Origin of the sequence: Enterococcus sp. NBRC 3427 (assembly GCF_007996925.1) — a bacterium.
GTDB lineage: Bacteria > Bacillota > Bacilli > Lactobacillales > Enterococcaceae > Enterococcus_B > Enterococcus_B lactis.
Genome location: NZ_BJLL01000046.1, coordinates 1 through 21991, shown reverse-complemented (window position 1 = coordinate 21991; position 21991 = coordinate 1). Strand labels below are relative to the sequence as shown.

The 21991-nt window shown below is 38.6% G+C and carries 16 protein-coding genes, 1 tRNA gene, 1 pseudogene, 1 riboswitch and 1 other annotated feature; of the genes and pseudogenes, 14 read left to right on the top strand and 4 right to left on the bottom strand.

Annotated features, from left to right (window positions below; genetic code table 11):
- The first annotated feature begins 11 nt into the window (after positions 1-11).
- The 4 genes and pseudogenes from ESP02_RS09955 (at position 12) to ESP02_RS09935 (ending at position 4024) form a co-directional block, all read left to right on the top strand.
- Positions 12-83 (top strand) — tRNA-Glu (locus tag ESP02_RS09955).
- 186 nt (positions 84-269) lie between these two features.
- Positions 270-349, top strand: a riboswitch (SMK box riboswitch).
- The gene (gene metK, locus ESP02_RS09950) at positions 347-1540 is read left to right on the top strand and encodes a methionine adenosyltransferase (RefSeq protein ID WP_002292731.1); all 1194 of its coding nucleotides are present in this window, start codon (positions 347-349) and stop codon (positions 1538-1540) included. It overlaps the preceding riboswitch by 3 nt.
- A gap of 130 nt (positions 1541-1670) precedes the next feature.
- Positions 1671-3153 (top strand): annotated as a pseudogene (locus ESP02_RS09940) (MDR family MFS transporter).
- An 82-nt stretch (positions 3154-3235) separates the two neighbouring features.
- Complete coding sequence (locus ESP02_RS09935) at positions 3236-4024, top strand: alpha/beta hydrolase family protein (RefSeq protein ID WP_002374137.1); 789 nt, start codon at positions 3236-3238, stop codon at positions 4022-4024.
- Between the two features lie 66 nt (positions 4025-4090).
- Here the strand turns inward: ESP02_RS09935 and ESP02_RS09930 are convergent, their stop codons facing one another.
- Positions 4091-4759 (bottom strand): TetR family transcriptional regulator, encoded by a 669-nt coding sequence (locus ESP02_RS09930; RefSeq protein ID WP_002374139.1) that lies wholly within the window; start codon positions 4757-4759, stop codon positions 4091-4093.
- 114 nt (positions 4760-4873) lie between these two features.
- On the opposite strand from ESP02_RS09930, the gene ESP02_RS09925 reads away from it, so the two are divergent.
- Both ESP02_RS09925 and ESP02_RS09920 read left to right on the top strand, forming a co-directional pair.
- Positions 4874-6586 carry an ABC transporter ATP-binding protein gene (locus ESP02_RS09925; protein WP_002374141.1) on the top strand — a complete coding sequence of 571 codons (1713 nt, stop codon included), beginning with the start codon at positions 4874-4876 and terminating at the stop codon, positions 6584-6586.
- A 2-nt stretch (positions 6587-6588) separates the two neighbouring features.
- Positions 6589-8358, top strand: coding sequence for an ABC transporter ATP-binding protein (locus tag ESP02_RS09920; RefSeq protein ID WP_002374145.1), 1770 nt, complete (start codon positions 6589-6591; stop codon positions 8356-8358).
- Between the two features lie 204 nt (positions 8359-8562).
- Here the strand turns inward: ESP02_RS09920 and ESP02_RS09915 are convergent, their stop codons facing one another.
- The 3 genes from ESP02_RS09915 to ESP02_RS09905 are packed head-to-tail and all read right to left on the bottom strand — an operon-like array spanning position 8563 to position 10741.
- On the bottom strand, positions 8563-9129 hold the full coding sequence (locus tag ESP02_RS09915) for a class I SAM-dependent methyltransferase (RefSeq protein WP_002320153.1): 567 nt from the start codon (positions 9127-9129) through the stop codon (positions 8563-8565).
- Positions 9129-10085 (bottom strand): TIGR01212 family radical SAM protein, encoded by a 957-nt coding sequence (locus ESP02_RS09910; RefSeq protein WP_002285909.1) that lies wholly within the window; start codon positions 10083-10085, stop codon positions 9129-9131. Before ESP02_RS09910 ends, ESP02_RS09915 begins: the two co-directional genes overlap by 1 nt.
- Positions 10085-10741 carry a phosphatase PAP2 family protein gene (locus tag ESP02_RS09905; protein ID WP_002374150.1) on the bottom strand — a complete coding sequence of 219 codons (657 nt, stop codon included), beginning with the start codon at positions 10739-10741 and terminating at the stop codon, positions 10085-10087. Before ESP02_RS09905 ends, ESP02_RS09910 begins: the two co-directional genes overlap by 1 nt.
- 369 nt (positions 10742-11110) lie before the next feature.
- On the opposite strand from ESP02_RS09905, the gene ESP02_RS09900 reads away from it, so the two are divergent.
- From ESP02_RS09900 to celB, 8 genes are all read left to right on the top strand, one after another.
- Positions 11111-13126 carry a LysM peptidoglycan-binding domain-containing protein gene (locus ESP02_RS09900; protein WP_038399129.1) on the top strand — a complete coding sequence of 672 codons (2016 nt, stop codon included), beginning with the start codon at positions 11111-11113 and terminating at the stop codon, positions 13124-13126.
- A gap of 69 nt (positions 13127-13195) precedes the next feature.
- Positions 13196-13402, top strand: a binding site (T-box leader).
- A gap of 143 nt (positions 13403-13545) precedes the next feature.
- Positions 13546-15960: a leucine--tRNA ligase gene (leuS, locus tag ESP02_RS09895; RefSeq protein WP_002374155.1), complete on the top strand. Its 2415-nt coding sequence runs from the start codon at positions 13546-13548 to the stop codon at positions 15958-15960.
- A 180-nt stretch (positions 15961-16140) separates the two neighbouring features.
- Positions 16141-17211 (top strand): FUSC family protein, encoded by a 1071-nt coding sequence (locus tag ESP02_RS09890; RefSeq protein WP_038399127.1) that lies wholly within the window; start codon positions 16141-16143, stop codon positions 17209-17211.
- Between the two features lie 224 nt (positions 17212-17435).
- Positions 17436-17750: a PTS cellobiose transporter subunit IIB gene (locus ESP02_RS09885; protein WP_002297720.1), complete on the top strand. Its 315-nt coding sequence runs from the start codon at positions 17436-17438 to the stop codon at positions 17748-17750.
- Positions 17751-17770: 20 nt separating this feature from the next.
- Positions 17771-19750 (top strand): transcription antiterminator, encoded by a 1980-nt coding sequence (locus ESP02_RS09880; protein WP_025478471.1) that lies wholly within the window; start codon positions 17771-17773, stop codon positions 19748-19750.
- Between the two features lie 12 nt (positions 19751-19762).
- A complete protein-coding gene (locus ESP02_RS09875) occupies positions 19763-20089 on the top strand; it encodes a PTS cellobiose transporter subunit IIA (protein ID WP_002285954.1) in 327 nt (108 codons plus the stop codon).
- 15 nt (positions 20090-20104) lie between these two features.
- On the top strand, positions 20105-20623 hold the full coding sequence (locus ESP02_RS09870) for a hypothetical protein (RefSeq protein WP_002374164.1): 519 nt from the start codon (positions 20105-20107) through the stop codon (positions 20621-20623).
- Entirely contained in the window at positions 20623-21978 is a 1356-nt protein-coding gene (gene celB, locus ESP02_RS09865; RefSeq protein ID WP_002374166.1) for a PTS cellobiose transporter subunit IIC, read from the top strand. The genes ESP02_RS09870 and celB overlap by 1 nt, the downstream gene beginning before the upstream one ends.
- Positions 21979-21991 lie beyond the last annotated feature (13 nt).

The following is a 21991-nucleotide window of genomic DNA, read 5'->3' as shown; positions in this document are numbered from 1 at the left end:
TTTATTTTATTGGCCCGTTGGTCAAGCGGTTAAGACACCGCCCTTTCACGGCGGTAACACGGGTTCGAATCCCGTACGGGTCATGGAAGATACTTGATGAGTATCTTTTTCTTTTTATCTGAAAGAATGATTTTAAAAGGCTTAGCAGAGTTATCTTTATAGATGATTGTGCTAAGCTTTTTTGGATAAATCTAATGTAAAATATTTATATTTTTTAAGCAAAAAAATGAAAAAATACGAGCAGAAAACTGTTTTATCTGCTATACTTGGTTCGTTGCAAGTTCCCGAAAGGATCCGCAGGACGGAGATGCCTTGTAACCGAATTTAACTAGGGGGAATCATTATAATGGTAGAAAGACACTTATTTACATCAGAATCTGTTTCTGAAGGACATCCAGATAAAATCGCTGACCAAATCAGTGATGCAATCTTGGATGCAATTTTAGAACAAGACCCAACAGCACGAGTAGCGTGTGAAACATCTGTAACAACTGGGCTTGTTTTAGTATTTGGAGAAATATCTACGACGGCATATGTAGATATTCAAAAAGTCGTACGGGAAACAATAAAAGAAATTGGTTATACACGTGCAAAATTCGGATTTGATGGAGATACAGCAGCTGTATTGGTTGCGATTGATGAACAATCTCCTGATATTGCTCAAGGAGTTGACGAAGCACTTGAGATCCGGGATGAAGATAAAAAAGACGTATTAGATGAAATTGGTGCTGGCGACCAAGGGTTAATGTTTGGTTTTGCTGTAGATGAAACACCGGAACTAATGCCTTTACCAATCGCTTTGAGTCATCGTCTGGTACGCCGCTTGGCAGATTTGCGTAAATCAAATGAATTAACGTATTTACGTCCAGATGCAAAATCTCAAGTCACAGTTGAATATGATGATCAAGGACAACCTGAACGCGTAGATACAATCGTTATTTCAACACAGCATGATGATGCAGTAGATAATGAAACAATTCGTCATGATGTCATCGAAAAAGTAGTGAAGGAAGTTATTCCAGCTGAATTATTAGATGATCAAACAAAATATTATATCAATCCGACTGGCCGATTTGTCATTGGTGGTCCTCAAGGGGATGCCGGATTAACAGGAAGAAAAATCATTGTTGATACGTATGGCGGTTATGCTCGTCATGGTGGCGGTGCTTTTTCTGGTAAAGATGCGACAAAAGTTGACCGTTCTGCCAGCTATGCTGCACGTTATATTGCTAAAAACATCGTTGCAGCAGGGCTTGCTCGCAAAGCAGAAGTACAGCTAGCTTATGCGATTGGTGTTGCTCAACCTGTTTCGATCTCCATCAATACTTTCGGTACTGGAACGGTTCCGGAAGAAGAACTGATTGCTGCAGTGAGAGAAAACTTCGATCTTCGGCCAGCAGGAATCATCGAGATGCTTGATTTGCGTCGTCCGATTTACAAACAAACAGCTGCTTACGGTCATTTTGGTCGTACAGATGTGGATTTGCCTTGGGAACATACGGACAAAGTAGATGCATTGAAAGCAAGTTTAGCAAAATAAGCTATATTCAGCTGGAACGATCGCCGAATGGTGGTTGTTCCAGCTTTTTTTATGGCAGTGCACCTCTTGAAAAAGATAGTGAGTATTTATCTATTTTTAGACCCTGTCATGATGAAAAAGGAGGAATAAGATGAAAAAAGAAACAAATGTTGCTTTAGTCACAGTGAGTGTTTTCATTGCAACGTTCATGACGGCTATTGAAGGAACAATTGTAACAACCGCTATGCCAACGATTGTCGGCTCATTACATGGAATGGAAATCATGAACTGGGTATTTTCGATTTATTTGCTGACAAACGCTATGCTTACTCCGATTTACGGAAAACTTGCGGATAAAGTGGGACGGAAACCAATTTTTATTTTTGGGACATTATTGTTTATTATCGGTTCGTTATTTTGCGGTTTATCTCAAAGCATGATCGGGTTGATTGCTGCTCGTGCGATTCAAGGGATGGGCGCTGGAGCAATGATGCCAGTAGCTTTGACGATCATTGGCGATCTTTATTCTATTGAGAAGCGAGCAAAAGTTTTAGGCTTGAATAGTTCAGCTTGGGGAATTGCCAGTGTTTTTGGACCGCTTGCGGGAGGATTCATCGTTGAAACGATCAGCTGGCACTGGATCTTTTTTATCAATGTGCCGATCGGAATTCTATTAATTATTTTGATTTGGCTATATTTAAATGAACCAAAAATCATACATGAGTCTAAACCAATGGATATTTTTGGTAGTTTTAGTTTGATGGCCATGCTTGTCTCATTGCTGTTAGGGTTCCAATTATTAGGAGACGAAGGAATGAGTCCGCTTGTTTCTGCTTTGCTGCTAGGTAGTATCGTACTGTTAGGTATTTTTATTTTTGCCGAAAAAAGAGCTAAAGATCCTGTCATCATGATGCATTTATTCAAAAATCCACTATTTGTTGTGGTCAACTTGGCTGCAGCATTGGCTAGTGGTTTTTTGATGGGAATCGATGTTTATATTCCTATGTGGATGCAAGGTGTATTAGGACTGAATGCAGCAATTGGTGGGTTGGTATTAGCACCATTATCACTAGTCTGGATGGTCGGTTCTTTCCTTGCAAGCAAGTGGATGACTCAAATGAAAACTCATTGGGTCTTGAGAATTGGATTACTGATCGCAGCTATTGGGGGCGCTTGGTTGTATCTTATGCCTTTCAGAAGTAACTATTTATGGTTTTTTGCTATATCAACAATCATCGGTATAGGCTTAGGTGTGACCATGACTACCTCGACTGTCAGTGCACAAAATAGTGTATCTCGTGATCAGCTTGGTGTAGCAACTTCTTTTAATACGTTAGTTCGAACAATTGGTCAAACAGTTATGGTTTCTATTTTTGGTTTATTGATAAATGGGGTAACTAAACGAGAACTTGCAGCAGCAAATTTAACAAATGATGCAGATATAATGAACAAACTGGTGAATCCACAAACGGCTAAATATGGCTAAATATATCGATGCGGATATTCTGTTACCATTAAGAAAAATTCTTTATGATGGGTTACATTCCGTTTATCTAGTTGGCTTGTTACTCGTGATCATTGCTTTGGTCTTAACGCTTTTCGTTCATGAAAAAAGTGGTAAAATAAAACAGTAGTTTCGGTCGAGACATGTACTTTGCCGAATCATTCAAATTTAAAGTTATTCAAAAATAACTTCTTACTAAGGAAGGCGAAAATATGGCATTTATTCAAGCAAATATTTATTCGAATGTATTAGAAATGGAAGTCAATCTAAATGTGATACTCCCACAAACAACTAAAAAGGTGATTGGCACCAGTTCAGAGCAAGCGACAACGGACATACCTGTTTTATATTTACTTCATGGGATGGGTGGCAATCATAGTGTATGGGAAAGACGTACGTCGATTGAACGTTATGTAGCAGACTACGGATTAGCTGTCATCATGCCATCTACTGATCTTGGCTGGTATACAGATACGGTTTATGATATGAAATATTGGACGTTCATTGCAGAAGAGCTACCTGAGATTTGTCATGAACTATTCCCGCAATTAACAAGAAAAAGGGAAAAAACATATGCCGCTGGATTATCGATGGGCGGATATGGCGCATTAAAACTAGGCCTTGCAAAATCAGAAAATTTCGCAGCAGTAATCTCTCTTTCAGGCGCTGTTTCTGTAGGGAACCGAATGGATGACCTTTTGATGGTACGTAAAGCAGCCTTTTGGGAAGGGATCTTTGGACCATTGGATCAAATCGAAGGTTCAAAGAATGATCCGCAATATTTGTTGAAAGAATTAGTAAAAAGCGGAAAACCAGTCCCAAGGTTTTATATGGCTTGTGGGGAATCTGATTTTCTTTATCAAGCAAATCAGGAAATGGTATCTGCTATGCAGGAACAAGGCTTAGCGGTCACCTTTGAACAAGGACCTGGCGATCATAACTGGGTCTTCTGGGATCAATGGATCCAACGTGCATTGGTGTGGCTGATGGAAGAAAAGTAAAAAAGAGACTTAAAAAGATAGCTCCTATAGAGATCACTTTGTTGGTGACCTTTATAGGAGCTTTTTTTATCGATCGTTTTCTCTTCTTTTATTTTGTTGGCATAAACCTTCAATATAGGTTTGTGCACTCGTTAGAAAGAGTGCTTTTTCATTCAATTCTGCATGGGACTGCATACTTTCTTTAAATCCCTCTAATTGATTTTCAACTACATAATTACGCATAAATAGAACTGTTTCTTTCAAAAATTCATTTCCATCCATAATCTTTTGCCGAAGCTGTTGTTCATGCTGCTGATCCATTAGCTGTCCAATCAATAAATTGTGGAGAGAGGCAATGGCCTGATGACTTTGGGTGACTGAAAATCCTTCACGAACAAGTAATTGGATCATTTGTTCCAAATGTTCTAATCGACTCGGAAAAGCGGGCACAGTATTGATTTCTAATTCTGCCCCACAAGGAAAACGTGTGTAAAGGTCATAGTAATTTTCCATATATTGCAGCAATTGTTCATTCCAGGGCAAAGTTGGATCTGGAAGCGCTAGTTCTTCTTCCATTGTTTCAGCCATTTTCTGCAAGAGCTGTTGTTTATTTTTGAAATACCAATATAAAGCAGGTGCTTGAACATGAATTCTGTTTGCGATGTTTCGCATGGAAAGCTGCGAAAGAGCTTGTGTTTCAGCCAGGATATCAAAGGCGGCCTGAATGATGATTGCTTGAGAAAGCTTTATTTCCATTTTATCAACCTCGTGTATTGCATTATCTTTTTAAACATGGTAAATTGTTAGTCGGTCTAATTTTACAGTGTTAAATTAGTCCTGTCAATTTAAACAAAGGGGTGTAATCTACGAATGAAATTAATCTTACGACATGCGAAAAAATATAAAGTAGCTGTTTTTATTTCCTTGCTGTCCGTAGCAGTCATGGTTGCAGCAGCATTATGGCAACCTAAGTTACTACAGCAAGTATTGGAAGCTATTATTACAGAAGATAATGATGAAATGAAAACAATCGGTATTTACCTGATCAGTCTGGCTTTGCTAGGATTAGCCGCAGGTGTAACGAACACGATTTTCTCTGCAAAAGTAGCTCAGGGCGTAAGTGCAGATATCCGAGAAGAAGCATTTCGAAAGATCCAGACATTTTCATTTGGGAATATCGAACAGTTCTCTGCTGGGAATCTTGTTGTTCGTCTAACAAATGATATCACGCAAATCCAAAATTTAGTGATGATTTCTTTGCAATCACTTTTTCGAATTCCATTCTTATTTATTGGTGCCTTCATTTTAGCTATGATCACGATGCCACAATTGTGGTGGATCATCGTAGCGCTTATCGTTACGGTATTTCTTATCACGGCACTTTCATTTACACGGATGGGTAAGCACTTCATGATCATTCAAAAACTGATTGATCGTGTAAATAGCATTGCAAAAGAAAACTTACTAGGGATTCGTGTGGTGAAATCTTTTGTACAGGAAGAAAACCAATTGAAGACATTCAGCAAAGTAAGTGAGGACTTAACAAAACACAACATCATAGTCGGTACATTATTTTCTGTGATGATCCCGTCCTTCATGCTGGCTGCCAATTTGGCTGTGGTTGGGGCGATCTTTTTTGTGAGCGATCTTGTTAAAGATGATCCTACGTTAATTGGTGGAATTGCTTCATTCATGAATTACTTGATGCAGATCATGATGGCGATCATTATCGGTGGAATGATGATGATGATGACTTCAAGAGCAGCCGTATCGCTGAAGCGGATTGCGGAAATTTTAGATGCTGAACCAGATCTTACTTATTTAGACGTTCCAGAACAAGAGTTGACGGGTTCTGTCACTTTTGACCATGTTTCTTTTCGTTATCCTGGTGAGGATACAGATACGCTTAAAGATATCAGCTTTTCTATCAAACCTGGAGAAATGGTCGGGATCGTCGGGGCGACTGGCGCCGGGAAATCCACACTAGCACAGCTGATTCCTCGTCTGTTTGATCCAACAGAAGGAAAAGTAGAAGTAGGTGGTGTAGATCTTCGCCAAGTAAATGAAAAGAGTTTAAGACAAACGGTGTCCTTTGTTTTGCAAAAAGCAATTTTATTCTCAGGAACGATTGCTCAAAACTTGCGCCAAGGAAAAAAGAATGCAACAGAAAAAGAGATGGAACATGCTTCTTCTATTGCTCAAGCAAAAGAATTCATCGAAAAGTTATCTGATCGTTACGAAGCACCAGTAGAAGAACGAAGCAGCAATTTTTCTGGTGGACAAAAGCAGCGACTATCTATTACTCGTGGTGTTATCGGTAATCCAAAGATCTTGATTTTAGATGATAGTACGAGTGCATTGGATGCTCGCTCTGAAAAACTGGTCCGAGAAGCACTTGATCGAGATTTGAAGGGAACAACGACGATCGTCATCGCACAAAAAATTGCTTCTGTTGTCAAAGCAGACCGCATCTTAGTATTGGATGAAGGTAGATTAGTCGGTGAAGGAACCCATGAGGAATTGGTAGCTGGAAACCGTGTCTATCAGGAAATCTTTGAAACTCAAAAAGGAACGGAGGAGTAAGTATGACTGATTTAATAAAAGCAAGTAAATTTTTCTATCACTATTTGAAGCGGTACAAACTCTCCTTTTTCTTTATCTTTATCACAGTAATTATTGCTACCTATCTACAAGTAAAAGCACCTCAGTATATCGGGGAAGCTTTCCAAGAATTAGCAAATTACGTAGGTGGCTTGATGCAAGGCGTAGACGATAAAAGCAAATTTGTTTCTGTGATATGGAAACTCTTGTTGTTTTATGTATTAGCTAGTGCAGCCAACTTTATTTATAGTATTTTATTCACTCAAGTAGTAGGAAAGTCAACGAACCGGATGCGTATCGGTTTATTCAACAAATTGGAAAAATTGACGATTCGCTTCTTTGATTCTCATCAGGATGGTGAGATTTTAAGTCGTTTTACCAGTGACTTAGATAATATTCAAAATAGTTTGAACCAAGCATTGCTTCAAGTCATCACGAATGCTGTTTTACTTGTCGGAATCTTGATTATGATGTTTCGTCAAAATGTAGAATTAGCTTGGGCTACGATTGCTTCTACTCCAGTCGCTATTTTGATAGCTGTCTTGATTATCCGAAAAGCGCGAAAATACGTGGATCTTCAGCAAGATGAAGTGGGAAAACTGAATGGCTATATGGATGAAAAAATCAGCGGACAACGTGTTATCATCACAAATGGCTTACAAGAAGAGACGATTGAAGGATTCTTAGAACATAATCAAAGTGTTCGCGAAGCAACGTTCAAAGGACAAGCTTATTCTGGCCTACTATTTCCGATGATGCAAGGAATGTCACTAGTCAATACAGCAATCGTTATCTTTTTCGGCGGTTGGTTAGCATTGAATGGCGATTTGGAACGTTCGGTGGCGTTAGGCTTAGTTGTGACATTTGTCCAATATTCACAACAATACTACCAACCATTGATGCAGATTTCTTCTGGGTACAGCATGATTCAATTAGCAATCACAGGGGCAAGACGATTAAATGAAATGTTTGATGAAAAAGATGAAGTCAAACCAGAAAACGGTAAAGCATTTGATGGAGTGGAACAAGGACTTGCCTTGCAACACGTAGATTTTGGTTATTCTCCAGAAAAACTAGTCTTGAAAGATGTCTCAATCAATGTGGACAAAGGAGAAATGGTTGCTCTTGTTGGACCAACCGGATCTGGGAAAACGACGATCATGAATCTGCTGAATCGTTTTTACGATGTCAATGATGGGTCAGTAGTAATTGATGGAATAGATATCCGAGAGTATGATCTAGATGCATTACGTAGACATGTAGGAATCGTTTTGCAAGAATCCGTATTGTTCTCTGGCACCATCAAAGACAATATCACATTCGGTAAACCAGATGCTTCAGATGAAGAAGTCATCAATGCAGCAAAACAAGCGAACATTCACGACTTCATCATGACGTTAGAAAAAGGGTATGATACAGAGATATCCGAAGAAAACAATTTGTTCAGTACAGGTCAAAAGCAGTTGATCAGTATTGCTCGAACGATCATCACAAATCCATCTTTATTGATTTTGGATGAAGCAACAAGTAATGTAGACACGGTAACAGAAGCAAGGATCCAAAAAGCAATGGATGAAGCAATCAAAGGAAGAACCAGCTTTGTGATTGCTCACCGGCTGAAAACGATCTTGAATGCAGATAGAATCGTTGTCTTGCGTGATGGGGAAGTCATTGAAGAAGGCAGTCATCACGAGTTATTAGCAGAAAATGGATTTTATGCGGAACTTTATCATAATCAATTTGTATTTGAATAAAGAGGTTGTGCAAAAGCTGTCCTGCATCAAGTAATAAGAACAGCCAATCAAAAACAGCTTCTCATGTTTTTGATTTGGTTGGACTTATTACCGCAGATGCAAGCTTTTGAGCACCGTGAATAAAGAGGTTGTGAAATCAACGCTCTAACCTGAGTATTAGAGAAAAAAACGCAAAACATATCATTTATGTTTTGCGTTTTTTATTTATCTTTTTTTCTCAATACAATATAAAATAGGCGGCTGGTTCTTTTGGTTGATAAACCGATAATTCAGCACATTATATGTTTCCTGTGGCAGTTTGGAACAAAAAGAATCAACCATATCCAGTTCTTTTTCTCCGCCTTCATGACCATAGTAGACGACAAGGATCAATCGTCCGCGAGGCACAAGTCGTTTCAATATTTCTTCCATAGCTGTGCGTGTAGTCTCTGGCATAGTGATGATTGCTTTATCACTTTTTGGGAGATACCCTAGATTGAAGATCCCTGCTTTGAGATCTTGTTGTTCAGCTATCACTTCTCCTAACGTTTCGTGGCCTTGTAGAAACAATGAGACACGTTCTTCTAACTGATGCTGTTCTAGCTTTTCACGAGTAGCATCGATTGCTTGTTGCTGGATATCGAAACTATAGACATGACCAGTTTTTCCGATGTGTTCTGCTAGAAAAACCGTATCGTGGCCATTGCCCATCGTTGCATCTACGACGTGATCTCCTGGTTGCAAGATTTCTTGCAGTAATGTGTGGCTGAAATGCAAAGCAGTTTGCAACATCAGACACTCACCTTTTTCCGTACATCATATTTTCCTTGGAAGCTATCTCTGCGAAGAAGTTCTTCATCAATTGCATTCAAGACTTCCCATTTTTTCAAGCTCCACATTGGTCCAATCAAGGAATCCCACGGCGCATCCCCTGTCAAACGATGGATGATGATCTCTTTTGGTATCATTTCCAGCTGGTCGCAAATGACATTGACATAGTCAGGACGGCTCATTAATTGAAGTCGACCTTCATGATAGTCTCGCAACATTCTCGTTTTGCGCATCAGATGCATCAAATGGAGCTTGATTCCTTGGATATCGGAATCTAAAATAGTGCGTCTGACATTTTCTTTCATCATTTCTAAACTTTCGCCTGGTAATCCGTTGATCAAATGCGTACAAACACGGATATTATGTTTGCGCAATTTAGCCACGCCATCTAAATAAGTTTGATAATCATGTGCTCGGTTGATCAGTTTTGAAGTTTCTTCAAAAGTTGTTTGCAATCCAAGTTCTACCCATAAATACATCCGCTCATTCAGTTCAGCAAGGTAATCAACTACTTCATCTGGCAGACAATCCGGTCGTGTACCGACTGATAATCCTACGACACCTGGTAAATTGACTACTTGCTCAAATCGTTCTTTGATTATTTCAACTGGCGCATGGGTGTTTGTAAAATTTTGGAAATAAACGATGTATTGTTGGACATGAGGCCATTTTTGATGCATCATGTCGATTTCTTTCTGGAATTGGATTGGCAGTGGGTCTTCAGGTGCAACGATCATGTCACCCGAACCAGATACACTGCAAAAAGTACATCCGCCATGGGCAACAGTCCCATCTCGATTCGGGCAGTCGAACCCTCCATCGATCGGCACCTTGAAAATTTTCCCGCCAAACTCATTTCGTAAAGCGTAATTCCAAGAATGATATCTTTTATTTCCTTCTGAATAAGGAAAAGTCATTAAAAGTCCTTCTTTCTGTAAGAGTTATCTATTTGTTTTCTTTTTTCTCTATACACTGGATAAGTCAGGCACAGCCAAGAAAGACTGAGTAAGTAGCCGCCGATGATATCAGTAGGAAAATGAACACCCAGATAAATGCGGCTTATCCCGACACTTACTATAATAAACACCATCAGCAATTGAAGCAATGTACGTAAGGTTCTTTTTTGAACAAAAGCTGGCAGCAGAAATAGGAAAGAGCCGTAAAGAATCATACTGCCTGCTGCATGTCCACTAGGGAAACTATAACTTGTTTCAACCACTAAGTGTGTCAGTGAAGGGCGCTCTCGCATGAAAAATAGTTTGATCAACGGGTTGATGATTCCAGCAATTACAATAAATCCAGAAACGAACCAAAACGTTTCTGCCCTTTTTTTCTTATACCACATCCATAAAGCCGCACAAGCAAATAAAATGATGACGGTAAGAGGATTACCGAATTTAGTCATAAAGAGTTGGTAGCTGTTCAGATCAGGATAAGAAGCTCTGACAATGTCTGTAAACCACTGATCGAAACCAGAAAGCCACGACAGATGGAACTTTACGATCCAGCCCAAAATAAAAAACAGGACAAGAAAGAAGCTGCCAGTCACCTGAAATGATGTTTTATATTTCATACAATTCCTCCTTTGAAGCAATGACTTATTATAGCATTTTTGGTCCAGCGAAAAAAACGGTAAAGAGATAAAACAAATGTATGATCCCTCTTTGAGTAACCAATATTCTTATAAAAAAAATAACTGTAACCGGAAAGACATTTTTTGGTAATACAAATGAAATGTTAGGAAAATAAAATCAGTGTTTTTCGAAATCCTTGTAAATAAGAACATAGACGTAGGAAGAACTTGAAAATGAACAGAAGTTGTTCATTACGGTAAATTACAATATGATTACAAAAAACAACAAAGCTCTTAAATAACTTTTAATAAATATTAAGAGAAGTTATAATTATTAATAATAGATAAATTGAAGTTGGAGGATAGAAGATGGAAAACATTGCAAGAAAAGAACGGAGACGTTTAGAACAGACCAAACGTTTTCGAAAAGCAAAACGAGGGGCAGCAATCGTGGGAACTGCGATGGTAGGCTGTTCTGTCGCTGCTCCATTAGTACAGCCGGTTCCTGTTCAAGCGGATGAAACACCTGTTCAGTTCGGCGCAAGAATCAACACAGCGGCATTTATCACAGAAATTGCTACTTATGCGCAACCAATTGCTCAAGCTAATGATTTGTATGCATCAGTGATGATCGCACAAGCAGTTGTAGAAAGCGGTTGGGGCAGTAGTGCGTTATCGCAAGCACCTTATTATAATCTTTTTGGGATAAAAGGCAGCTATCAAGGACAAACCGTCTACATGGATACGCTTGAATTTTTAAATAATCAATGGGTAAATAAAAAGGAGCCTTTCCGACAATATCCTTCTTTTGCTGAATCGTTCAATGACAATGCCTATGTACTTAGAAATACTTCATTTGGCAACGGCTATTACTATGCCGGTACTTGGAAGAGCAACACGAGATCCTATACAGATGCGACAGCTTGTTTGACAGGTCGTTATGCAACTGACCCTGGTTATGCAAGCAAATTAAATAATATCATCACGACTTACGGATTGACCCAATATGATACACCAGCTAGCGGAAACGCGGGCGGTGGAGCCACTACAGGTGGGAATAATACTGGAAGTACAGGTAGTACTAGCGGTTCAAGTAATTCTGGTAATACAAACTCAGGTTCAGCAACTTCGACCACTTATACTGTTCAATCTGGCGATTCTGTTTGGGGAATCTCCAATAAATTCGGTATTACAATGGACCAATTGATTCAATGGAACAATATCCAAAACAATTTCATTTATCCAGGACAAAAACTAACGATCAAGGGTAGCCAAGAAAATGGCTCTTCGACGAATAATTCTGGTAACAATACCAATTCTTCAGGAAATGCTGGTACATCAAACGGAGGACAAACAACTGGGGCGAAATACACTGTTCAATCTGGCGATTCTGTTTGGAAGATCTCAAATGATCACGGAATTACGATGGCTCAATTGATTGAATGGAACAATATCAAGAATAATTTTGTTTATCCAGGACAACAGCTGATCGTATCAAATGGCGGTTCTTCTAATACTGGAGCAAATACTGGCTCAAGTACTGGGAACACAAGTGGTTCAAATTCGTCTAACTCAAGTTCTTCTAATACGGCTTCAGGAACGAAATACACAGTGAAAGCCGGAGACTCTGTTTGGAGTGTCTCCAACAAATACGGAATTACGATGGCTCAACTGATCCAATGGAATAACATCCAAAATAACTTTATTTATCCAGGACAACAACTGACTGTTTCAAACAGTGGGTCAACAAACAGCGCATCAAGTAATACAGGTTCGTCAGCCAATACAAATAGCAGTTCAGCTAATACTGGCAGCAGTTCGTCTCAAGGCACTTATACAGTCAAGGCGGGTGAATCTGTTTGGAGCGTAGCAAATAAAAACGGCATCACGATGAATCAGCTGATCGAATGGAATAATATCAAAAACAACTTCATTTACCCAGGACAGCAATTGATCGTTAAAGGCGGCAATTCAACAAATACCAATACAGGTTCAACTACTTCGGCAGCGAAACCAAATACACCGAATACGTCTGCTACAACAAGTACATCATCCTCTGGTAATACGATGTATACCGTGAAAGCAGGCGAGTCAGTTTGGAGCGTAGCGAACAAACATCATATCACGATGGATCAGTTGATCGAATGGAATAATATCAAAAATAATTTCATCTATCCTGGACAACAAGTGATCGTGAAGAAAGGTTCGTCTCAAACAACAAACCAACAATCACCTGCTGGTTCGAAAACCTATACTGTGAAATCTGGAGAATCTGTTTGGGGCGTTGCTGACAGCCATGGAATTACAATGGCTCAACTAATCGAATGGAACAATATCAAAAACAACTTTATTTATCCAGGTCAAACATTGATTGTAGCTAAATAAAATAGCTGTTCAAAGAAATAACGATTGAATTCCACAAAAATATTTGTTACTATAAGGCTACTTAAATATGACAACACTTGAAAAGGAAGTAGTAAAAAGACTGAAGTTTCAGAGAGCACATGGTTGGTGAGAATGTGTACGGATGCTTTTGAACTCGCCTTTGAGTTGCCCTTGCTGAATATTCGAGTAAGCAAGTGGCGGTGACGGCCGTTACAACGTTCGAGGCCTTTTCATTAAGGTAAAAATAGGTGGTACCGCGTAGATTACGTCCTATAAAAAGAGCAATCTTTTTATAGGATTTTTTTTTCTTTTGTGAAGTTTGAGAAAACAAAGTAAAAGAAAACAAAAAGAAACAGATTCTGCCGGTTTTTTTCGCTATAATAGAAACAAGCGTTTTTAATAGAACAGGAGGACAGAAAATGAGTTACAATCATAAAGAAATTGAGAAAAAATGGCAAAAATACTGGGCAAAAACGAATACCTTCAACACCCATGATGATCCTGAAAAACCAAAATTTTATGCACTAGATATGTTTCCCTATCCATCCGGACAAGGGCTCCATGTAGGGCATCCTGAAGGTTATACGGCAACGGATATCCTTTCCCGTGTGAAAAGAAGTCAAGGATACAACGTACTGCATCCAATGGGGTGGGATGCATTCGGTCTACCTGCTGAGCAATATGCGTTAGATACAGGAAACGATCCGGCTGAATTTACCCAAAAAAATATCGAAACATTCCGACGCCAAATCAATTCTTTAGGATTTAGTTATGACTGGAATCGCGAAGTGAATACAACTGATCCAGAGTATTACAAATGGACACAATGGATCTTTACGAAGCTTTATGAAAAAGGCTTGGCTTATGAAGCAGAAGTAGCGGTAAACTGGGTACCTGAATTAGGAACAGTTATTTCAAATGAAGAAGTGATCGATGGAAAAAGTGAACGTGGTGGCTATGACGTAGTCAGAAAACCAATGCGCCAATGGATGCTGAAAATCACTGCTTATGCCGATCGCTTATTGGATGATCTAGAACTAGTTGACTGGCCAGAAAGCATCAAGGAAATGCAAAGAAATTGGATCGGTCGTTCAGTGGGAGCAAATATTGAATTTAAAGTGGCTGGTACGGATAAATCCTATACCGTGTTTACGACACGACCAGATACTCTATTCGGTGCAACTTATTCGGTTCTTGCACCTGAACTAGATCTTGTTAGAGAAATTACGACTCCTGAACAAAAAGCTGCTGTAGAAGCTTATATCGAAGAGACAGCGAAAAAATCAGATCTGAAGAGAACAGATCTTGCAAAAGAAAAAACAGGAGTATTTACTGGTGCTTACGCAATCAATCCAGTCAATGGCAAAGAAATCCCAATCTGGATCGCTGATTATGTATTAGCTTCATACGGCACAGGAGCAATCATGGCTGTTCCAGCACATGATGAACGTGACTTTGAATTCGCTCAAACTTTCGGACTAGAGATTCTTCCAGTTATCGAAGGTGGAGATGTTCAAAAAGCTGCTTACACAGAAGATGGTACACACATCAACTCTGAATTTCTAGACGGTATGAACAAACAAGAAGCAATCGATAAAATGAATGAATGGCTAGAAGAAAATGGCGTAGGGAAAAAAGAAGTCAGCTATCGCTTACGCGACTGGCTATTCTCCCGTCAACGTTACTGGGGCGAACCAATCCCAATCATCCACTGGGAAGACGGAACAGTCACAGCTGTCCCAGAAGAAGAGCTACCATTACGTTTGCCTAAGACAAAAAATATCAAGCCAAGTGGTACTGGAGAATCTCCATTAGCAAATATTGAGGAGTGGGTCAATGTCGTTGATCCTGTAACAGGTAAAAAAGGCCGTCGCGAAACGAATACAATGCCACAATGGGCAGGAAGCTCATGGTATTACCTGCGTTATATCGACCCTCATAACAAAAAAGAACTAGCAGATTATGAAAAGTTGAAGCGTTGGCTGCCAGTTGACATCTACATTGGTGGAGCAGAACATGCGGTACTTCATTTACTATATGCACGATTCTGGCATAAATTCTTATACGATATCGGTGTTGTTCCTACAAAAGAACCATTCCAAAAACTATACAATCAAGGAATGATCTTAGGCGAAAACAACGAAAAAATGTCAAAATCTCGCGGTAATGTAGTCAATCCTGATGATGTGGTTGAAACTTACGGTGCAGATACACTGCGCATGTACGAAATGTTCATGGGACCATTAGACGCTTCGATTGCTTGGAGCGAAAATGGCTTAGAAGGAAGCCGTAAATTCTTAGATCGTGTATGGCGTTTGATCGTTGATGAAAACAATAAAATGCGTGACCGTATCACTACATTGAACGACGGCAAACTTGATAAAGTGTACCATCAAACAGTGAAAAAAGTGACAGAAGACTATGAGAATCTTCATTTCAATACAGCAATCTCCCAATTGATGGTCTTTATCAATGAAGCCTATAAAGTGGACGCTCTGCCTTATGAATATATCGAAGGATTTGTTCAACTACTCGCACCGATTGCTCCTCACATGGGTGAAGAACTATGGTCAATCCTTGGAAATGAAGGTGGTATTTCTTACGCACCATGGCCAACATATGACGAAGCAGCACTTGTGGAAGACGAAGTAGAAGTTGTTTTCCAAGTAAACGGTAAAGTTCGTGCGAAAAGCAATGTTCCCCGAGACTTAGGAAAAGATGAGCTAGAAAAAGTAGCATTAGCTAATGAAACAGTGCAAGAATATATCGAAGGCAAAACAGTCAGAAAAGTTATTGCGGTACCAAATAAGTTAGTCAATATCGTTGCTAATTAAATAACCTGATAAAAGCAGTTGGCAGAATCTCTGTCAGCTGTTTTTTTGTAAAAAAATATGAATAGGGAAAATAGTTGACAAGAAAATAACAACGCCATATGATGTTCCATAGTATTTACAACCTGTCATAGTTGACTGTAAAAAATATAGAAATAAAAGTAAAAGAAAGGACGACAACAGGTGAGTTTTTATCAGTCTCTGCAACTAGATCCGTTTATTTTAAAACAAAAAATACGGGAAGCAACTTCTAGAAAAGAAAAGCGCATGTATATTTGTTCATTGTTTTTACGATCATTATTTATCGTATTATTTGCCATTTGTTTTATTATTTTCATTACAACATTGTTTGAATCGACGCATAAACCATACGCTGTGGTTTTATTCTGTATGTTGATGAGTATTCGTTTTGTTGATTTTGGTTATAAGATTTCTCATTCGATCATTAGTTTAGCAATCGTTATGCTCTCACTATTAATAGCGCCTTATGTCCAACTGATTAAATGGTCAGCTATGGGCGTGTTGATTCATTTTATTTTACTAAGTAGCATATTACTGGCAACTGCTAGTGATCCCAAAATGGGGAATGCTTCTTTGTACGGTTTTTCTTATCTTTTTATTGTTTATTCGTTACCTAAAGATTTGTTGAACAAGGATTTCTTTACACAAACAGGTAGCTTATTGTTTTTATTTTTTTGTTGGTTTTCAGTTATCCTTTATAGAAAACATCGAGAAAAGAATAGAGGCAAAAGCTTATTCAGAAAGAATTTTTTGAAAGATATTTATTCGCAACAAAAAATTTGGATGCTCAGCTATGCGTTTGGTATCAGTCTTTTGATTGTCGCAGGAGAATATGTCCCTTTTCAACGATTGATGTGGGCAGGGTTTGCATTTTCTTCTATTGTATCTAGCTATGGATTGATGTCGATTGGTTTCAAAGAACGAGCAGTAGACAGAATTATCAGCTCATTGATCGGATGTGCTTTATTTATTGGTATCAGCCAATTTATTCCGTTTGCGTGGGTCGGTATATTGGGTGGACTAGCTTTAGGTATTTGTTCTACCTATAGATATAAAACAATTTTTAATTGCTTTGGTGCTTTGACAATCGCTACAAGCTTATTTGGTGTTCCAGGAGCAGTAACGATCCGCATTTTTGAGAATATCCTTGGGGTATGTTTAGGAATCATGTATATTGGGGTGACTGAGATACTTATCCGCAAAATAAGAAAAAAACACGGTTTGAATCATTAGATGAGATCGAATAAAAAATAAGGAAAAAGTGAAGATACACATGGATGATAAATTGCTATCATTCCATGTGTATCTTTTTTTACGGAAAATCAGTGAAATGTTCTACGTTCATTATTCAAGTGATGATACACATTTTTTCCGTAATGCTACGGAAATATATATTTTGAATAGAAAACGCTTACAAGTTATGCTTGGTTTATAAAAATAAAAGGAGTGATTGATTTATGAAAAAAGCATTGATTATTTGTGCAGCAGGAATGTCATCATCGATGATGGCCTCAAAGACAACGGATTTCTTTAAGCAAAAAGGAGAAGAGGTACTCGTAGATGCAGTTTCAGCTACAGAAGGCGATAATATGATTAAGAATAGTGATTTTGATTTATTTCTGATCAGCCCGCAAACGACGATGTTTTTGGATAAATTCAAAAAATTAGGAGAATCTGTTGGAAAGCCTGTTGTTAGTATCCCTTTCCAAGCGTATGTCCCAATCCCTACAGGCATCCAGAAGTTAGCAGAGGTGATCGAAGAGAACATATGATGAAATAGGAGTGGATGATAATGAAACAGAAGGAAAAATTGCTGTTGAGATATTTGATTGATCACAGGAAGGAGTATGTCACCAGTCAACGTTTAGCTTCTGAATTGTTATTATCTGATCGGACGATCCGTAATTACTTGCAGCGGATCAAAGAGTTAGTAGAAAAAAACGGAGGTAAGATCATTGCTAAACCAGGTTATGGCTATCAACTGCACATTTTGCAGAGATTGACATTTGATCTGTTTTTGAGTCGGCAAGAAATAATACCCGGATATGCTAGAGAGCCTCAAGGATTTTGTGAGTCGGAAGACCGACAAAAGTATATATTGAACCAACTGCTTTTGGAAGATGCCATTCTTTTTATGGATGATTTGGCAGAAGAGCTTTATATCAGTCGTTCTAGTTTGACAAAGGACATGCAAGAAATCAAAGAGCGGTTGATTCCTTATTCACTAAAAATTGTTTCTAAGCATGGTCAAGGGATATGGATCGAAGGGGAAGAAAGAAATCGACGGCATTTTATCATGGATACTTTTTTCGGGAACCATTATGGGAATTCATTGAAAGAATATTTAGGACAAAGTCGCTTTTTCACAGACATCAGTTTTGAAGAGCTAGTGATCATCATTCTCGATGAAACAAGAGAAGCTAAGTTAAAAGTTTCTGATTTTATCATACAGAATTTGTCCTTACATTTGGCTTTGGGAATCAAACGTCTACGAGAAGGGTTTGAAATCAAGGAACTAGGTATCGAACAAGAAGTTTCTGATCGAGTAGAGTATCAAGTGGCGCAACGCATTGTTCAACGTATTGAGGTAATCGCAGATGTATCGTTTCCCCAAGAAGAAATAGCTTATTTGACTTTACACCTTATGGCTAAGTCAAATCATAGAGAAAATAAAAATGATCAGGAACTATCAAAGGAAGTAGCGATAGTTTTGAAACGATTGTCTCAGGAATTTTGTTTTTCATTAATAGAGGATCTCCAGCTTTTCAATGGACTGCTTGATCATTTGTCACCAATGATGATTCGATTGAGCCGAGGCATTCGCATTGAGAACCCATTAACTGAAGAGATAAAGAAAGAAAATCCCAAAGTTTTTGAAGCAGTAAAAACGCATTTCAGCAACATGCCGGCTTTGAAAAACTATACCATCAATGAAGATGAATGGGCCTATTTGGCTTTGCATCTCATGGCGGCATTGGAAAAAGAAAGAGCTACGCATAAATTGCATGCGTTGATCATCTGCGCAACAGGCTATGGCAGTGCTCAATTATTAAAGAATCGTGTGATCAGCGAATTTGGAAAAAATATTACAGTGGTAAATGTAAAAGGCTATTATGAGATCAATGAAACAACTTTAAAAGGCATCGACCTGATTATTTCTTCTATTGATCTTTCGACAATGTTTTTTAAAATTCCAGTTTTACATGTCAGTATTTTTTTGAATGAAGATGATGTTCATAAAATACGAAAGGTAATTGGTGAATCCATACCCTATCATTCCTCAGATCGACCGATACCAGCATTTTCTCTACAGCAAAAAAAGCAGATTTACACCGAACAGCTGTCTGAAAAGTTTTTCAAGACTTATACGTACGAACCGAAAAAAGAAGAAGTTCTTCATGATTTGTTGCAAAAGCTGAGCATAAATGAAGAAGAAGGATATATAAGAGAAATGCGAAAGCAGATCCAGCAACGTGAAAGTATGGGACAAATCATATTCAGTGATACAGTGGCAGTCCCACATCCCGCTGTTCCAGTTGGAATCGAAACAAAGATAGCCGTTGCATTGATTCCTTCAGGGATGCAATGGAATCAGTATCAAGGAATCCATTTTGTTTTTCTAGTTTCGCCTTCTTATATCGAAAATGAAGGAATTACGGTCGTGACCAAAGCAATCGTTAGGTTAGTTGACCAGCTAAACGTGCAACAGGAAATCTTAGCTGAACCTATTTTTGAGAATTTCAGCAGTAAATTTATCAAACTGATCGAATAAGGAGGAAAACAGATGGCTGAAAAAATAAACAGTGAAACGCTACAAGTGACGTCTTTTGATATCATTTTTCATAGCGGAAATGCACGAACACTGATACATGAAGCATTTCGCTCGATGCGTAAGGAGATGTTTGAAGAAGTAGAAGAGAAGTTGCGACAAGCAAATGAAGAGATTCTTCATGCGCATCAATCACAAACTCAACTTCTGAAAGAATATGCTAGTGGGACAAAAATAGAAATGGAAATTATCATGGTCCATGCACAAGATCATCTGATGACGACGATGACATTATTGGAAGTTGCACAGGAAATGAATTATTTGTATCAAAAAAATAAATAGAAAGGAAGATCTATTGTGCAGGATACAGTAAAAAGGAAAATCGAATTAGAAAAAAAGCAACTTAGTTTGAAAAACATGTATTTCAATCGTTATCTGTTCGTACGCTATCTGACTGCCTTTTTCTTTTTCATGAACATGCAATGGATGATTCTGCTTCTATCAGCTAAAAGTTTAGGAAGCAGTTTACCAATGGTTCTACTTTTAGCTATTTTGCCTGCAGTAGGAGAACAAGTAAAGCTTTATCGAAAGCACCAAACGAATGTTCCATGGACAAAGCGGTATTTTTTATTTCAGGGTGTCTGCAATATACTATTGATTCCAGTGTTGTTCACCTCAGGATTTACACTCTTGTATCCTTTTATGGCAAATAACAATAGAGGACAGCTATTTGTTTTCATTCTTATTGTAAGCGGTATTTTTGTCAGTGTACTTATCCAGTATCGTTTAAAGAAAATTTCGCTCAATCAAGATCAGCAGTATATCCGTATAAAACAATATGAAAAAGCGTTGTATTTAGGAAAGGAGAATAATTAATGTTTGATTTTTTGCAGAAATACCTGATGGGACCTATGGGGAAAATTGCGCAACTTAAAATCGTTCGGGCTGTCATGGCAGCGGGGATGGCTTCTATTCCTTTCACGATCGTAGGTTCGATGTTTTTGGTTTTGAATATTTTGCCATTACCGTTCCCATTTTTAGAAGGATTTTTTAATGCAACTTTTTTCAAAGTTAGTGACTTGTACATGATCGTCAATACAATGACGATGGGGATTTTATCTATTTACTTTGCCATTGTGTTTGCTTATGAATTAACGTCAATTGAACGAGATGAACAAAAGTTGAACGTTAATCCGCTCACGGGGGCATTACTATCTGTTTTTGCATTCTTTATGTGTATCCCTGAATTGATCATGACCGATGGTAAAATCAGCTTGATTGCTTCTATCAATGAGACAGAGACTGTAGTAAATGGGATACGGATGGGCGCTTTTGTCGAACGTTTAGGAACTTCAGGAATCTTTACAGCTATTATTATGTCGATTATTGCGGTCGAATTGTATTGTATGTGTGTCAAGAGAAATTGGGTCATAAAAATGCCAGATGTTGTTCCGCCAGGAGTTTCTCGTTCTTTCACTGCTCTGATCCCGACATTTGTCATTGCGTTTGTGGTGATGATCATCAATGGATTATTAGTTGCACTAGGAACGGATATTTTCAAAATGATTGCTATCCCATTTGGGTTTGTTACGCAGCTGACGAATACGTGGCTTGGTGTCATGGTAATTTATTTCTTGATCCATGCATTGTGGATCGTAGGGATCCATGGAGCGAATATCATCACTTCTTTCTTGACCCCAATCGTATTAGCTAATATGGCAGCTAACGCACAAGGCGCAAATTATCCGTTGGCAGGAGAATTCAACAATTCTTATGTAACCGTTGGTGGATCAGGTGCGACCTTAGGATTGATCATCTTTATTGCATTCCTCGCGAAATCTGATCAGCTGAAAGTGTTAGGAAAAGCCTCTCTTGTACCAGGACTATTCAATATCAACGAACCAATTATTTTCGGGATGCCAATCGTCTACAATCCCTATTTAGCGGTTCCGTTTTTCTTAGCACCGATGGCTTCTGCTACACTCGCTTATTTTGCCATTCGGCTGGAAATCGTTAAACCGATGCTTGCACAGATGCCGTGGCCTTCACCAGTTGGAATTGGCGCATTTGTCGGCAGTGGGGGTGATTGGAAAGCAGCTGTGCTAGCTGTCTTTTGTGCAATCATCGCATTCATTATTTGGTTCCCATTTATTAAATTCTATGATAATAAATTATTGAATGAAGAAAGAGAAAAGGCTGCAGAATTAGCTGGCGAAAAGTCAGCTAACTGATTTCTAAGAGAGT